Below are 15681 nucleotides of genomic sequence, written 5' to 3'. Positions count from 1 at the left end.
GCCGGCCAGCCCCGACGCGGGGGCGGAGGCCGCCGCCGCCTTCCGCGCCCATCGTCTTTCGCTGGGCATATTCGAAGGCGTGGAGGAACTGGGCCAGGACCAGATCCTCTGGCTGGAAACCAACGCACAGGAACTGGGCGGGGTCGATTATGACAAGGGCTGCTATGTCGGCCAGGAAAATACCGCGCGCATGCATTATCGCAACAAGGTGAGCCGCCGTCTGGTCGCCGTCCCGCTCGACCAGGCCGATGACAAGCGCCAGTGTGCCGCGCTGCCCGATCTTGGCCTTTCGATCGAACTGCGCCGCGTGGAGGGGCTGGACCCCGCGCTGCTGCCCGACTGGCTGGCCGCCGCGATCGCGGGGGAAGCGGCGGTATGATCCGCGCGCTGCTGGCGGTCCTCGCCGCCTATGCCCTCATCGCGCCGGCGCGGGCGGAAACGCCCTGGACGCTGGTCAAAACCTATCCGCACGACCCGACCGCCTTTACCGAGGGGCTCTTCTATCATGACGGCGCCCTCTATGAGAGTACGGGGCTTGAGGGCCATTCCGATATTCGCAAGGTGGCGCTCAAGAGCGGCAAGGTGCTGCAACGCCGTGTCGTCGACCCGCCCTATTTCGGCGAAGGCATCGTCAATTGGAAGGACCGGCTGGTCAGTCTGACCTGGCGGCACCGGCGGGGGTTCGTCTGGTCGCTGGCCGACTTCGCGCCCCAGGGCGAATTTCGCTATGAAGGGGAGGGGTGGGCGCTGACGCAGGATGGGCGGCACATCATCATGAGCGACGGCACCGCGCAATTGCGCTTCCTTGATCCCGACAGCCTGGCCGAACAACGGCGCATCACCGTCACCTGGAACGGCCGCGCGGTGCAGCGCCTCAATGAACTGGAATATGTCCGCGGCGAAATATGGGCCAATATCTGGTATGACACGCGCATCGCCCGCATCGACCCGGCGTCGGGCGCGGTGATCGACTGGATCGACATAGCGCCCCTGCGCGCCAAAGCGGGCGTCACCGACAGCGAAGCGGTGGCCAATGGCATCGCCTATGACGCCGCGCGCGACCGAATTTTCGTCACCGGCAAATATTGGCCCAAACTGTTCGAGATACGCGTGGAAACCCGGCCACGCGGTTGACTTGGGCATGCCGAATCGCTAATGGCGACCCTCCCCAACACGCTGGCGAGCGGCAGTGCTTTTCGCACTGGCCGTCTTTTTTGCGTCTAAGGGAATAGGAAATCGGCCATTTCTCCTTGCCAGGGAGGCATGGCCCGGACGCTTTGAGATAGGGTTTGCGCAAGCGGCCCTGTGGAGCAGGAGAATAAATTACCATGGCACGTATTGCGGGTGTCAACATCCCGACCAACAAGCGCGTGATCATCGCGCTCACCTACATTCACGGCATCGGCCGCCACACCGCCGTGTCGATCGCCGACAAGCTGGGTATCGACCATAGCCGCCGCGTGCAGGACCTGTCCGACGCCGAAGTGCTGCAGATTCGCGAAGCCATCGACGCCGACCTGACGGTCGAGGGTGATCTTCGTCGCGAAACCGCGATGAACATCAAGCGCCTGATGGACCTCGCCTGCTATCGCGGCCTGCGTCATCGCAAGGGCCTGCCGGTTCGCGGCCAGCGCACGCACACCAATGCGCGCACCCGCAAGGGCAAGGCGAAGCCGATCGCAGGGAAGAAGAAGTAAGAAACAGTCCGGGGGACTGTTTCGTCTTCTTCTCCGCCGGAGGCAGCTCTCCCCACGGGATGACGCCTCCAGCATCATAAGTTTCAGTAGGATAGAGCAAAATGGCACGCGAACCTCAGCGCATCAAGCGCCGCGAACGCAAGAATATCTCGGCCGGCGTCGCGCACGTCAACGCCAGCTTCAACAACACCATGGTCACCATCACCGATGCCCAGGGCAACGCGATCAGCTGGTCCTCGGCCGGCATGATGGGCTTCAAGGGTAGCCGCAAGTCGACCCCTTATGCCGCGCAGGTCTGCGCCGAAGACGCCGGCCGCAAGGCGGCCGAACATGGCGTTCGCACTCTGGAAGTCGAAGTCAAGGGTCCGGGTTCCGGCCGTGAATCGGCTCTGCGCGCCCTTCAGGCCGTGGGCTTCCACATCACCTCGATCCGTGACGTCACGCCGATCCCGCACAATGGCGTGCGTCCGTCCAAGCGTCGCCGCGTCTAACCGCAGCGTTGCCTGACATGCGGGCGGCGGACGCGTCGCCCGTTTTCCCGTTTGCATCGCCGGAACGTTCCTGTCGGGTCAGGATCATACAGCGTTTCGGCCCATCCCCAGGGGAAATACATGACTGTCAACATGAAGAACTGGCAGGAATTGAAGAAGCCCAACAGCCTCGAAATCAAGGCGTCGGGCGACGGCAAGCGCAAGGCGACGTTCGTTGCCGAACCGCTGGAGCGCGGTTTCGGCCTGACGCTCGGCAACGCGCTGCGTCGGGTTCTTCTGTCCTCGCTTCAGGGCGCGGCGGTCACCTCGATCAAGATCGAGAACGTCCTGCATGAATTCTCGTCGCTGACCGGCGTGCGCGAAGACGTGACCGACATCGTCCTCAACATCAAGCAGGTTGCGCTGAAGATGGAAGGCGAAGGCCCTAAGCGGCTTCAGCTTTCCGCCACCGGCCCCGCCGTGGTGAAGGCCGGCGACATCAGCGTCGTGGGCGATATCGAAGTGATGAACCCGGACCTGGTGATCTGTCACCTCGACCAGGGCGCGACGCTCAACATGGAACTGACCGCTGACGTGGGCAAGGGCTATGTCCCCGCCGTCGCCAACCGTCCGGCCGATGCGCCGATCGGCCTCATCCCGGTCGATGCGCTCTATTCGCCCGTGCGCCAGGTCGCCTACAAGGTGGACAACACCCGCGTCGGCCAGGAACTGGACTATGACAAGCTGTCGCTGACGCTCGAAACCGACGGCACCGTCACGCCGGAAGACGCGGTGGCCTATGCCGCCCGTATCCTGCAGGACCAGCTTCAGCTCTTCGTCCACTTCGAAGACGCGCTGCCCGCCGCTGCGCCCGCCGCCGGCCATGCCGCTGGCGCCGCCGCTTCGGAAAGCGAAAGCGACGCCAACCAGATCAACCGCTATCTGCTCAAGAAAGTGGACGAACTGGAACTGTCGGTCCGCTCGGCCAACTGCCTCAAGAACGACAACATCATTTATATCGGCGATCTGGTCCAGAAGACCGAAGCCGAGATGCTGCGCACCCCCAATTTCGGCCGCAAGTCGCTGAACGAAATCAAGGAAGTGCTCTCGTCTATGGGTCTGCGCCTGGGCATGGATATCCCCGGCTGGCCGCCGGAAAATATCGAGGAAATGGCCAAGAAGCTCGAACAGGAGCTGCTGGGCTGAAAAATCTCCGTTCGTCCTGAGTAGCCGCTGAGCTTGTCGAAGCGGCGTATCGAAGGACCGAGCGCGGCGCGAAGGGCTTCGATACGGGCCTTCGACTTCGCTCAGTCCCTACTCAGCACGAACGGTCAGGGATGAAGGGCGGCATCCATCACACCGCCTGGTCTGGGCTACCTCACACGGGCCCTTAACGAACGAAGGAAACGAACATGCGTCATAAAATCGGTCATCGTAAGCTTCAGCGCAGCTCCGGTCATCGCACCGCCCTGCTGCGCAACCTTGCCGCCTCGCTCATCAAGCATGAGCAGATCCTGACCGGCACCGCCAAGGCCAAGGAACTGCGTCCCTACGTCGAAAAGCTGATCACCCTCGCCAAGAAGGGTGGCCTGTCCAATCGCCGTCTGGCCAGCTCGCGCCTGCAGGACGATGCGCAGCTGACCAAGCTGTTCGAAGTTCTGGCCGAGCGCTACAAGGATCGCAATGGCGGCTACACCCGCGTCATCAAGGCCGGCTTCCGCGCGTCGGACGCCGCCCCGGTGGCGATCATCGAGCTGGTCGACCGTGACGTCGATGCCAAGGGGCAGGATTCCGGTCCGGTCCAGGGCGCTGACGAGGACGAATTCGAAGCCGCCTGATAATCGCCGGTCCTGCTGCGCGGGACGGGATGCTTTACCGACAGGCCGCGTTTCCTTAAGGGAAGCGCGGCCTGTTTTGTTATATATAAAGACCATGGAAGAGAGGATGCGCGGCCTTGCCCTGATCCTGCTGTCGCTCTGGCTGGCCGCTGCCCCGGCCATGCTGCGCGCCAATCCCGACGACGCGAACATCGCGGCGAGCGACCCCGCGCTGCGCTATCCGCGCGCGCTGCGGCAGGACATAGTGGAGGATCATTTCGGCGTGTCGGTCGCCGATCCCTATCGCTGGCTGGAAAATGACCTGCGCGCCGACCCGGCGGTGCGCGACTGGGTGGCGCAGGAAAATGCGCTGACCCGCCGCTATCTCGATGCACTGCCGGGGCGCGATGCGCTCAAAACGCGCTTGCAGGCGCTCTTCGCCCATGGCCGCTATACCGTCCCGCGAAAGGCGGGCGGCCGTTATTTCTACGGCTATAATCGGGGGCTGGAAAACCAGACGCCGCTTTATGTGCGCGAAGGGCTGACGGGCAAGCAGCGGCTGCTGCTCGATCCCAACCGCTGGGCGCAGGATGGCGCCAGCGCGCTCGCTGAATGGACACCCTCGCCCGATGGCCGCATGCTTGCCTATGCCGTGCAGGACGCGGGCAGCGACTGGCGCACGCTGCGCCTGATCGACGTCGACAGCGGCCGCACGCTCGACGATGCCGTGCAATGGGTCAAATTCTCGCAAACCGCCTGGGACGGGCGCAGCGAAGGCTTCTTCTACTCCCGCTTCGCCGCGCCCGGTCCTGGCGAAGCCTTCCGCTCGGCCAACCTTGGCCAAAGCCTCTATTATCACCGCATCGGCACGCCCCAGTCGCAGGATCAGCTGATCTACGCCACGCCCGACCGACCCCGCCTCAGCCATCAGGCGCAGGTGACGGCGGACGGGCGCTGGCTGGTCGTCAGTTCGTTCGAAGGCATCGACCCGCGCCGCGAAATCCATGTCGCGCCCCTGACCGGCGGCCCCATCGTCCTGCGCCGGCTGGTGCGCGGTCCCGCGCAGGACTGGCGGCTGATCGGCAGCCGGGGCGCGACCCTCTATTTCCTCACCGATCATCGCGCGCCCCGCCGCCGCATCGTGACGCTGGACGCCGTCAACCCCGGCCGCAAGGCACAGGAAATCGTGCCGGAACGCGACCAAACGCTGGTGGGCGGCGCGCTGGTGGGCGATCGGCTGATCCTCGCCTCGATGAACGGCGCGCAGACGATCGCCGAACTGGTCGAGCTGGACGGGCGCAAGGTCGGCGACGTGCCCCTGCCCGGCTTTGGCACGGCGGCGGGCTTTGGCGGCCGGTCGGGCGATCCGGAAACGTTTTTCAGCTTTTCCGGCTTCGTCACCCCGGCCAGCATCTACCGTTTCGACACCGCGACCCGCCAGTTTCAGCTCTTCGCCCAGCCCGACCTGCCGTTCGACCCGCAGGATTATGGCATCGAACAGCGGCTCTACCCGTCGAAGGACGGCACGATGATTCCGCTCACCATTATCCGCAAGACCGCGCTGGCCGACAGCGCAACCGCCGCGCCGACCATCCTCTATGGCTATGGCGGCTTCAACATCAGCCTGACGCCCGGCTATTCCGCCACCCGCATGGCCTGGCTGGAGCAGGGCGGGGTCTATGCCATCGCCAATCTGCGCGGCGGCGGCGAATTTGGCAGAGCCTGGCACGATGCCGGGCGCGGCCCCAACAAGCAGAATGTGTTCGACGATTTCATCGCGGCGGCCGAATATCTCAAGGCCAATGGCTTCACCCCGCCCGGCGGCCTGGCGATCGAAGGGCGGTCCAATGGCGGGCTGCTGGTCGGCGCGGTGGTGAACCAGCGGCCCGACTTGTTCGCCGCCGCGCTGCCGGCCGTGGGCGTCATGGACATGCTGCGCTTTGATCGCTTCACCGCCGGCCGCTACTGGATCGACGATTATGGATCGCCCGCCGACAGGCGCGCCTTTCCGCTGCTCTACGGCTATTCGCCCTATCACAACATAGCGGTGGACAAGGACTATCCCGCCATCCTTGTCTCCACCGCCGACACCGACGACCGCGTCGTCCCGGCGCACAGCTTCAAATATGCCGCCGCGCTTCAGGCTGCTGACCTTGGCGCGCGCCCCCGCCTGCTGCGCGTCGAAAGCCGAGCCGGCCATGGCGCGGGCAAGCCCGTCGACAAGCTGATCGACGAATATGCCGACAGCTATGCCTTCGCGGCCCATTTCACTGGCCTTGCGATCAGACCACGCCCCGCCGTAGCGCCGCGTTCAGCCACTGGACAGCCGCCCGCGATTATGGCTCCTTCAGCCGCAGGAGGGCAATGAGCATGATTGGGACCAAGGCACGCTGGATGACCGGAGCGCTGGTGAGCGCGGGCCTGTTGCTGGGCAGCGTCAGCGCCGCCGAAGCGCGTCCGCGCTGGGACCGGGGGCATGACCGGAGCTGGAACGGCGGCTGGGACCGGCATCACCGCTATCGCGGCAACGGCTTTGGCCTGGGCGATGCCATTGGCGTCGCCGCGCTGGTCGGCGCCGTCGCGATCGTCGCCAACTCCATGTCCAGGGACCGCAAGCTGCGCGATCCGATCACTGGCGGCGAATATGACGCACCGCCACCCCGCACCGGCACCGATTATGGCGATGACCTGGGCAGCGATGCGCCGCCGCCCCCCGCCGACGAAGCCGATTTCGCCGACATCGGCGCGCAGGACGATGCGCTGGCCGACAGCTGCGCCCGCGCGGCCCGTGACGAAGCCGAGCGCGACGGCGGCTATGCGGATGTTCGCACCATGGCCAGCCCGGTCGCCACAGCCGATGGCGGCTACAATATCGACGGCCAGGTCGAACAGCGCGCCAGCAGCCGCGCCGCCACCGGCCAGACCCGCCGCTTCACCTGCGCAATAGACCGCGACGGCCGCGTGGCGCAGGTCTATCTCAGCCGCGACCTGGTTTCGCGCTGACACCGGACCGATTCCACTGTTGTTTCACCGGACAAGCGCCTGCCCGTAAGTTGAGGGCTAAAACGCGTCGATTTCAGCCATTTTTGAGGAAGCTGTTAACCATTCGACGCCACCATGGCTGAATGAGCCCGCATGTCCGCCTTTTCAACAATCTAGTGCGTCGGACAGCCCCGCCTGTCCTGACCGGCTTGTCCTATTTCGCGGCCGCCTTCGGGTCGCTGGAATTGACCCGAAGCGGCGACGGCATTGCCGCCCTGTGGCCAGCGAGCGGGATCATGCTGGCGGTGGTGCTGACCACGCCCCGATCGCGTCTCAAATGGCATATCGTCGCGGCCGCCATCGCCAGTCTTCTCGCCAATCTGCTGGCGGGAAACACGTTCCATATATCCGCGATGTTCACTGTCGCGAATATCAGTGAGGCGGCCATTGCCCTATGGCTGCTGCGCTATCGCACCAGCTGTCAGGTGTCTTTCGTCGAGCCGACCGATCTCATTTGCTTTACAAAAGTGGCCGCCATCGCGACCCTGCTGAGCGCAGCCATTGCAACGTTCACTGGTCCCACTCCATCTGCCGACTTTTTTCTCTCCTGGTTCGCAACGGACCTTCTGGGCATCCTCATCGTCTCGCCCTTGCTGCTGATCGTGGGAAGGGGCGTATTCGCTCGCCGGTCAAAGGCGTCATGGGCGTCCGCCCTTTCGGCGATCAAGATATTCATGGCCGTCGCGGTGGTGACGGGGCTATGCTTCTGGCAATCGCGCTATCCGCTCCTGTTCCTCCCCATGCTGGCCGTCCTCATGGCGGTGTATCGCCTCGGACCGCTCGGGGCGGCGGGCGGCGTCCTCATCGTCTCGGGGTTCAGTACGGTGGCGACCGTGTTCGACCATGGCCCGCTGGCATTAATGGCTGGCGGACCATTTGCACGCGGCCTCTTTCTGCAAATCTACCTGCTCGCGCTCTTTGCCGGCGCGCTTCCGATCGCGACGCTGCTGGTGGCAAGAGAGCAGCTGAACAGCCGCCTTGCCAGCAGGATGCGGCTGCTCGAACTCGCCGAATCGGCCGGGCAGATCGGGCATTGGCGGCTCGACTTGGAATCGCAGACGATCAGCTGGTCGCGGGAAGTGTTTCACATTCACGGATTGGAAGGCTCCGCCCCGCCGGCGCTCGACAAGGCGATTGACGCCTATCATCCCGATGACAGGCCCATGGTGCGCGCGCATATCGAACAAACGCTGCAACATCACACAGGCTTTGAATTCAAGGCGCGGATCGTCCGCCCGGACGGCGAGGTGCGGCATGTCTTTTCGAAGGGAGAGATTGATCAGGGCGAATCGAACGGAGCCTCTGGTCTGTTCGGCATCATCCAGGATATTTCCGCGCAGGTGGCGCATGAAGAAAGCATGGAGCAAGCCCGGCGGAGCGCCGAAGACGCCGCGCAGCGTGCGCTCATCATGGCGCAGACGGACCAGCTGACCGGGATCGCCAACCGCCGCCGGACAGAGTATGTTCTAAATCAGGCGATCGCCGCGGCGGAACAGTCCGGCAAGTCCGTTTCCATCGCCATTTTCGATATCGACCATTTCAAGCGGATCAACGACAGCTATGGCCATCAGACCGGCGATGAGGTGATCAGGCGCGTCGCCCAGGAAGCGGCGGCCCAGCTGCGCAGCGGCGATCTCGTTGGTAGATATGGCGGGGAGGAATTCGTCATCGTCCTGCCGGATGCGACTCAGGAAACCGCCTTGCGCGTGGGCGAACGGATCAGGGAAACGATCGAAGCCGCCGACAGCGGTCCCCCTGTCACTATCAGCATAGGCGTAGCGGAGCTGACGCCGGGAGAAAGTGCCGACGCGCTTCTGCGCCGCGCCGACCAGGCCCTATATTCCGCCAAGCGCGCGGGCAGGAACCGACTGCATCTGGCAGCCTGAGACGATCCGCCTTTCAGCGCGCCGCAGAAGATCGGAATGAGGCCGCTGCCATGCCGCCATGCGCCGACCGATACTCAGAGATGCACGCAGCGGGTTTTGCTGTCGGCGCACGCAAAGCTGGGCTAGCATCTGCCCCGAATCAGGGGGTTAGGGGTGGCGGGCTTTCTCTTTGCGCCGAACAACATCATTTTCGTTTCGGCCTTTGCATTGATGCTCGTGATCGGACTCGTCCAGGCCCTGGGTCTGGGCGGCGACGCCGATCTGGATTTGGACGCGGATGCTGACCTGCTCGGCTGGCTCGGATTCGGCCGTCTGCCGCTGCTGGCCCTCATTGCACTGTTCCTGACCCTCTTTTCCGTGATCGGTCTGCTTGGCCAGCAAGCGGCACATGACATTGTCGGCGCAATGCTGTCCCCGTGGATCGCGGTGCCTGTCGCCGGAGCGCTCGCGCTGCCAGCGACCGGCCTGGCGGCACGCGCGCTGGCGCCGCTCCTGCCGCGCGATCACAGCACGGCCATTCCCATCGATCATCTGGTGGGCAGTCATGCCGTCATCGTGACCGGTTGCGCCTGCGCCGGATCGCCCGCGCGCGCCCGCGTTCAGGATCATCATGGTCAGCATCATTATGTCATGGTCGAGCCTGACAATGACGGCCAGCGGCTGGAGGAGGGCGAGACGATCCTGCTCGTACGCCGCGATGGCCAGATCTTTCGCGCCATATCCCATGGCGATCGCTACTTGCCCCGGCTCTGAGGAGACAATGTCATGACCCTTCCCGTCGCACAGGACGGCGTATCCGTGCTGCCTTATGCGGTGATCGCCGGTAGCGGCCTCCTCGTTCTCATCGTACTGGGCGTCATCATCGCGCGCCTCTACAAGCGGGCGTCGAAGGAAATCGGGTTCGTGCGCACCGGCTTTGGCGGCGAAAAGGTGGTGATGAATGGCGGCGCGCTGGTGCTGCCGATCTTTCATGAAACCATGCCGGTCAACATGAACACGGTGCGCCTGGCGGTCGAACGGAAAAATGCCGACGCGCTCATCACGCTAGATCGGCTGCGCATTGACGTGAAGGCGGAATTTTACGTGCGCGTGAAGCCGGACGCGCAATCCATCGCGATCGCTGCCCAGACGCTCGGCATGCGTACCATGAACCCCGAAGCGCTCAAGGAATTGGTCGAGGGCAAATTTGTCGACGCCTTGCGCTCCGTGGCGGCGGGCATGACGATGAACCAGCTGCATGAACAGCGCAGCGAATTTGTCCAGAAAGTGCAGCAGGTTTCGTCGGTCGATCTTGCCATGAACGGCCTGGAACTGGAAAGCGTGTCGCTCACCGGTCTCGACCAGACTTCGATCGAGCATTTTAATGCCAATAACGCCTTTGATGCCGAAGGCCTTACCAAACTGACCGAACAGATCGAACTGCGCAAGAAGACCCGCAACGACATCGAGCAGGAAACCCGCGTCCAGATCGAAACGAAAAATCTCGAGGCTGAACGTCAGTCGATGATCATCGCGCGCGACACCGAATTTGCACGGCTGGAGCAGGAACGCGAAGTCGAAATGCGCCGCGCGGAACAGGCGGCCGAAGTCGCCCGCGAACAGGCGCTGCGTCAGCAGGAGGCGGAACAGGCGCGGATCGAGGCGAAGAAACTGGTCGATAGCCAGCAGATCGAGGCTGACCGCACCGTCAAACAGGCCCGGATCGCGCAGGAACAGGCGCTCGAACTGGCCCGCCAGGAACAGCAGATCGCCGTCCAGAACAAGAGCCGGCAGGAAAGCCAGGCCAAGGCCGAAGCCGACGAGGCCCGCGCCAAGGCTGTCGCCGCCGAGGAACAGGTTCAAACCTCCCGCGCGACGGAAGTCGCGGAACGCGCCAAGCGCATCGAACTTATCGACGCGGCACGGGAAGCGGAACGCGCCGCCATTCAGGTCCGGGTGGAAGCCGAGGCGGAAAAGCAGGCCGCTGCCGACCGCGCCGAAGCCATGCGCCTGGCTGCGGAGGGCGAGGCGGAAGCGGCCAAGCTGCGCGCCGAGGCGGATCGTGTTCGCTTTGAAGTGGAGGCAGCGGGCCAGCGTGCGGTGAACGAAGCGGCCAACATCCTTTCGTCCGATCAGGTGTCGCTCCAGACCAAGATCGCGCTGCTCAAGATACTCCCGGATCTGGTGCGCGAAGCGGCCAAGCCGATGGAGGCAATCGATTCCATCCGCATCGTTCAGGTCGATGGCTTGACTGGCCAGGGCGGCGGCGTGGACGGATCGGCTGGCACCGGCACTGGGGGCGGGGATCAGAACCTTGCCAACGCGGCCGTCTCTGCGGCCCTGCGCTATCGGGCCCAGGCGCCGGTGATCGACGGCCTCATGAAGGAGCTGGGTTTGGACGGCACCAGCCTCGACGCGATGGTGAAGGGCGCGGCGGCGTCCCCATCCCCTGTTGCCAGCTCCCCACAGCCGGTCGAGGATAGTCCGGCGGCATAGGCCGGACCCCAGGCCGGCCTGCTGCCTTGACCGGAATGGGAAACCGCAGACCAACGGGGGCAGGGCGCGGGATGCGGGAGCGAGGCTGGCATAGAGTCGCCTTGGCCGCATCCAACACCCTTCCAATGTTGGAAAATAACTGATCTATCCTGCCAGATGCCGGCCCATGCCTCCCTTCACACGTCGAGCCCCATCCCGCCTCGTCAACGCCCGTTCGCACGGCCATTCGCTGCCGAACCTCTGTCGCTCAGGTGTCGCTTCGTGGTCGCTTTGTGGTCGCTTTCCGGTCGCTTCGGGCCTCGAAAGCCCGACGACACTGTGAACTTCGCCCCTGTCGCTTTTGCCACCGGCTGTGCCATGCCCATGGCCTTGTCGCACGGGCATCATGCCGCCCCGGCGATTGGGCGTCCCCCTCGCATCGGGGGCGTGGCGCGCTCAACTGGACATTGCGCGAATGGGCGACTAACCGGGCGCGAATCCCTTCCACCATTCGACATAAAGGCGATTCGATGACGCTGCCCCTTCAGGATACGATCCTCATCGTGGATTTCGGCAGCCAGGTGACTCAGCTTATCGCCCGGCGCGTGCGCGAAGCCGGGGTCTATTCCGAAATCGCCCCCTTTACCGCCGCCGCCGAAGCGTTCGAGCGCCTGAAGCCCAAGGGCATCATCCTGTCCGGCTCTCCGGCCGGCGTTCCCGACGAAGGTAGCCCGCGCGCGCCGCAGGCGCTGTTCGACGCCGGCGTGCCGATCCTCGGCATCTGCTACGGGCAGCAGGTGATGAGCCATCAGCTGGGCGGCGAAGTGCGTCCCGGCCATGAAACCGGGGAGGGCGGCGAATTTGGTCGCGCCTTCCTGACCGTGACCGAACCCTGCGCCCTGTTCGACGGATTGTGGGAGGTTGGCGAGCGGCATCAGGTATGGATGAGCCATGGCGACAAGGTCACGAAATTCGCCCCGGGCTTCAAAATCGTCGCCGTGTCGGACGGCGCGCCCTTCGCGGTCATCGCCGATGAAGAGCGGAAATTCTACGGCACGCAATTCCATCCCGAAGTCGTGCACACGCCGGACGGCGGCAAGCTGATCGCCAATTTCGTCCGCCATGTCTGCGGCCTCGCCGGCGACTGGACCATGGCCGAGTTCCGGCAGGTCAAGATTGCCGAAATCCGTAGCCAAGTCGGCGATGGCCGGGTCATCTGCGGCCTGTCGGGTGGCGTCGACAGTGCGGTGGCGGCGGTGCTGATCCATGAGGCGATCGGCGATCAGCTCACCTGCGTCTTTGTCGACCATGGCCTGATGCGGCTGGGTGAAGCGGAACAGGTGGTGAGCCTGTTCCGCGAACATTATGGCATCAAGTTGGTGCATGTGAATGCGGAAGATCGCTTCCTCGGTGGCCTCGCCGGCCTCACGGACCCCGAAAAGAAGCGCAAGTTCATCGGCGGCGAATTCATCGCCGTGTTCGAGGAGGAAGCGAAGAAGATCGGCGGCGCGGACTTCCTGGCGCAGGGCACGCTCTATCCTGACGTGATCGAATCCGTCAGCTTCACCGGCGGGCCGTCGGTAACGATCAAGTCGCACCACAATGTCGGCGGCCTGCCCGAGCGCATGAACATGAAGCTGGTCGAACCCTTACGTGAACTGTTCAAGGACGAAGTGCGCGTGCTGGGCAAGGAGCTTGGGCTGCCCGACATTTTCGTCGGCCGCCATCCCTTCCCTGGCCCGGGCCTTGCCATCCGCATCCCCGGCGAAGTCACCAAGGAACGCTGCGACATATTGCGCAAGGCCGACGCAATCTATCTGGAGGAAATCCGGGGCGCGGGCCTCTATGACGCGATCTGGCAGGCCTTCGCCGTGCTGCTGCCCGTCCGCACCGTGGGCGTAATGGGCGACCACCGCACCTATGACAATGTCTGCGCCGTGCGCGCCGTCACCTCCACCGACGGCATGACCGCCGATATCTACCCCTTTGACGCCGCGTTTTTGAGCCGCGTCGCCACCCGCATCATCAACGAGGTGAAGGGCATCAACCGCGTCGTCTACGACTATACCAGCAAGCCCCCCGGCACGATCGAGTGGGAATGATTGATCCCGCGTGTGTTGCCGCTCGATCGGCATTATGAGCATTTAGTCGAGCGGCGTATAAAGGCCCGAAGAACTCGCTCTGGCTCCCTAAACCCTATCCGCCTGCACCACCACATCGATCGCCCGTAGCGCCGACAGGATCCGCATCAGATGCTGGGCGTCGGCCACTTCCAGGTCGATGATGTCGGTGTGGAAGGGGCCTTCGCGGTTGACCAGCTGGAGGTTGAGGATGTTCGCCTTGGTCGCGCCGAAGACATTGGCGACGGCGGCCAGCGCACCGGGCTGGTTCTTGACAATGACGGAGAGGCGGGCGGTGCCGCCCTTGGACTTGCTGTCCCAGCTCAGATCGACCCAGTCGTCATCCTGCTCCACCTCCAGCGAGCGGCAGTCGATGGTGTGCACCTCGATCGGCGCGCCGGTGCGGCGCACGCCCACGATGCGGTCGCCGGGCACGGGATGGCAGCAATCGCCAAGATTATAGGCGATGCCCGGCGTGAGGCCGCGGATCGACACGGGTTCATGCTGGCGCGGATGCACATCCTCCATCCCCTGCGCGCTGGTGGAGCCGGGGACCAGCGCCTCCATCACTTCATGGTCGAGCACGCGGTGGGTGGCGATGGCGACCATCAGCGCCGCGCGATCCTCCAGCTTCAACCGCTTGAGCGCCGCCTTCAGCGCCTTGTCGCCCAGTTCGCTCGCAAGATCGGCCGGGAAGCGGCCGATAATCTCCTCATAGAGTTTCTCGCCAAGCTTGATCTCCTCACCGCGCTGTTTCTGGCGGATGAAGCGGCGGATGGCGGCGCGCGCCTTGCCTGTGATGGCAAAGGAGAGCCAGCCGGGCTGCGGCTCCTGCCCCTCCGACTTCAATATTTCGACCTGGTCGCCATTGTCGAGGGAGGTGCGCAGCGGCACGACACGACCATTGACCTTCGCCCCCACGGTCTGGTTGCCAAGGCTCGTGTGAACGGCATAGGCGAAATCGACCGGGGTGGAGCCTTTGGGCAGCTGGTGCAGCTCGCCCTTGGGGGTAAAGGCGAAGATGCGGTCCTGATACATCGCCATGCGGGTATGTTCGAGCAGCTCTTCCGCGTCCTGGCTCTGTTCGAGGATCTCGACCAGGTCGCGCAGCCAGGCGGCATGATGATCGGTCGCGTCGCCCTTCTGCTTGTAGGCCCAATGGGCGGCAAGGCCCAGTTCCGCGTCATTGTGCATCGCGCGGCTGCGAATCTGCACCTCTATGCGGGCATTGTCCTGATGGATGACGGTGGTGTGGAGCGAGCGATATCCGTTGCGCTTGGGTGTGGAGATATAATCCTTGAAGCGGCCGGGCACCATCTTGAAGGTCTGGTGGATGATGCCGAGTGCGCGGTAGCAGTCGGCCGTGCTGTCGGTGATGACGCGGAAGGCCATGACGTCGGTCAACTGTTCAAAGCTGATGTGGCGCTCCTGCATCTTGCGCCAGATGGAATAGGGATGTTTCTCGCGGCCCGAGACGGTCACGGACAGGTCGTTGCCGCCCAGCAGCAATTGCAGTTCCGCGCCGATGCGGTCGACCTTGTCATGGCCGCCTTCCTTCAGATGTTCGAGGCGCCGGGTGATGCTGTCATAGGCCTCCGGCTCCAGCTCGCGAAAGGCGAGCAGCTGCATCTCGCGCATGAAGTCGTACATGCCGATCCGCTCGGCCAGCGGGGCGTAGATGTCCATGGTTTCGCGCGCGATGCGGCGGCGCTTGGCCTCATTCTTGATGAAGTGCAGCGTGCGCATATTGTGCAGCCGGTCGGCCAGCTTGACCAGCAGCACGCGAATGTCGTCGGACATGGCGAGCAGGAACTTGCGCAGATTTTCGGCCGCCCGCTCATTTTCGGACATGGCCTCGATCTTGGACAGCTTGGTCACGCCATCGACCATGCGGGCAACGTCGGGACCAAAGGCGCTCTCAATCTCGTCATAGGTGACGAGCGTATCCTCGATCGTGTCGTGGAGGAGGGCGGTGACGATGGTCTGATCGTCGAGGTTGAAGTCGGTGAGGATGCCCGCGACTTCGATCGGGTGGCTGAAATAGGGGTCGCCGCTGGCGCGCTTTTGCGAGCCATGTTTCTGGACCGAAAAGACATAGGCGCGGTTGATCATCGCCTCGTCCGCATCCGGATCGTAGCGTTTTACCCGTTCGACAAGTTCATATTGACGCAGCATCGCCGCCGATTGTGTTGGAA

At 64.0% G+C, this 15681-nt stretch carries 13 protein-coding genes; 12 read left to right on the top strand and 1 reads right to left on the bottom strand.

The window, feature by feature from the left end:
- From ygfZ to guaA, 12 genes are all read left to right on the top strand, one after another.
- Positions 1 to 379 (top strand): CAF17-like 4Fe-4S cluster assembly/insertion protein YgfZ (ygfZ, locus tag SAB01S_RS12075; protein ID WP_169802569.1); only part of this gene is annotated, 379 nt, incomplete at its 5' end.
- A complete protein-coding gene (locus tag SAB01S_RS12070) occupies positions 376 to 1134 on the top strand; it encodes a glutaminyl-peptide cyclotransferase (protein ID WP_062733277.1) in 759 nt (252 codons plus the stop codon). The genes ygfZ and SAB01S_RS12070, both read left to right, overlap by 4 nt.
- Positions 1135 to 1328: 194 nt before the next feature.
- Positions 1329 to 1697 carry a 30S ribosomal protein S13 gene (rpsM, locus tag SAB01S_RS12065; RefSeq protein ID WP_021226512.1) on the top strand — a complete coding sequence of 123 codons (369 nt, stop codon included), beginning with the start codon at positions 1329 to 1331 and terminating at the stop codon, positions 1695 to 1697.
- Between the two features lie 101 nt (positions 1698 to 1798).
- Positions 1799 to 2188: a 30S ribosomal protein S11 gene (rpsK, locus tag SAB01S_RS12060; protein ID WP_004208752.1), complete on the top strand. Its 390-nt coding sequence runs from the start codon at positions 1799 to 1801 to the stop codon at positions 2186 to 2188.
- A 120-nt stretch (positions 2189 to 2308) separates the two neighbouring features.
- Positions 2309 to 3373 carry a DNA-directed RNA polymerase subunit alpha gene (locus tag SAB01S_RS12055; RefSeq protein WP_021226511.1) on the top strand — a complete coding sequence of 355 codons (1065 nt, stop codon included), beginning with the start codon at positions 2309 to 2311 and terminating at the stop codon, positions 3371 to 3373.
- Between the two features lie 206 nt (positions 3374 to 3579).
- Complete coding sequence (rplQ, locus tag SAB01S_RS12050; RefSeq protein ID WP_062733275.1) at positions 3580 to 4005, top strand: 50S ribosomal protein L17; 426 nt, start codon at positions 3580 to 3582, stop codon at positions 4003 to 4005.
- Positions 4006 to 4111: 106 nt separating this feature from the next.
- The gene (locus SAB01S_RS12045; protein WP_062733274.1) at positions 4112 to 6352 is read left to right on the top strand and encodes a prolyl oligopeptidase family serine peptidase; all 2241 of its coding nucleotides are present in this window, start codon (positions 4112 to 4114) and stop codon (positions 6350 to 6352) included.
- Positions 6349 to 6987: a hypothetical protein gene (locus SAB01S_RS12040; RefSeq protein WP_174525647.1), complete on the top strand. Its 639-nt coding sequence runs from the start codon at positions 6349 to 6351 to the stop codon at positions 6985 to 6987. The genes SAB01S_RS12045 and SAB01S_RS12040 overlap by 4 nt, the downstream gene beginning before the upstream one ends.
- 155 nt (positions 6988 to 7142) lie before the next feature.
- On the top strand, positions 7143 to 8912 hold the full coding sequence (locus SAB01S_RS12035) for a sensor domain-containing diguanylate cyclase (RefSeq protein ID WP_169802568.1): 1770 nt from the start codon (positions 7143 to 7145) through the stop codon (positions 8910 to 8912).
- Positions 8913 to 9065: 153 nt separating this feature from the next.
- Positions 9066 to 9665, top strand: coding sequence for an OB-fold-containig protein (locus tag SAB01S_RS12030; RefSeq protein WP_062733271.1), 600 nt, complete (start codon positions 9066 to 9068; stop codon positions 9663 to 9665).
- Positions 9666 to 9677: 12 nt separating this feature from the next.
- On the top strand, positions 9678 to 11387 hold the full coding sequence (locus SAB01S_RS12025) for a flotillin family protein (RefSeq protein WP_062733269.1): 1710 nt from the start codon (positions 9678 to 9680) through the stop codon (positions 11385 to 11387).
- Between the two features lie 509 nt (positions 11388 to 11896).
- Positions 11897 to 13468: a glutamine-hydrolyzing GMP synthase gene (guaA, locus tag SAB01S_RS12020; protein ID WP_062733267.1), complete on the top strand. Its 1572-nt coding sequence runs from the start codon at positions 11897 to 11899 to the stop codon at positions 13466 to 13468.
- Between the two features lie 87 nt (positions 13469 to 13555).
- Here the strand turns inward: guaA and SAB01S_RS12015 are convergent, their stop codons facing one another.
- A complete protein-coding gene (locus SAB01S_RS12015) occupies positions 13556 to 15661 on the bottom strand; it encodes a RelA/SpoT family protein (RefSeq protein WP_062733265.1) in 2106 nt (701 codons plus the stop codon).
- Positions 15662 to 15681: the final 20 nt, after the last annotated feature.

Source organism: Sphingobium abikonense NBRC 16140, from assembly GCF_001598335.1.
Taxonomy (GTDB): domain Bacteria; phylum Pseudomonadota; class Alphaproteobacteria; order Sphingomonadales; family Sphingomonadaceae; genus Sphingobium; species Sphingobium abikonense.
The sequence above is the reverse complement of the archived record's forward strand: the minus strand, read 5'-3'. Positions and strand labels throughout refer to the sequence as shown.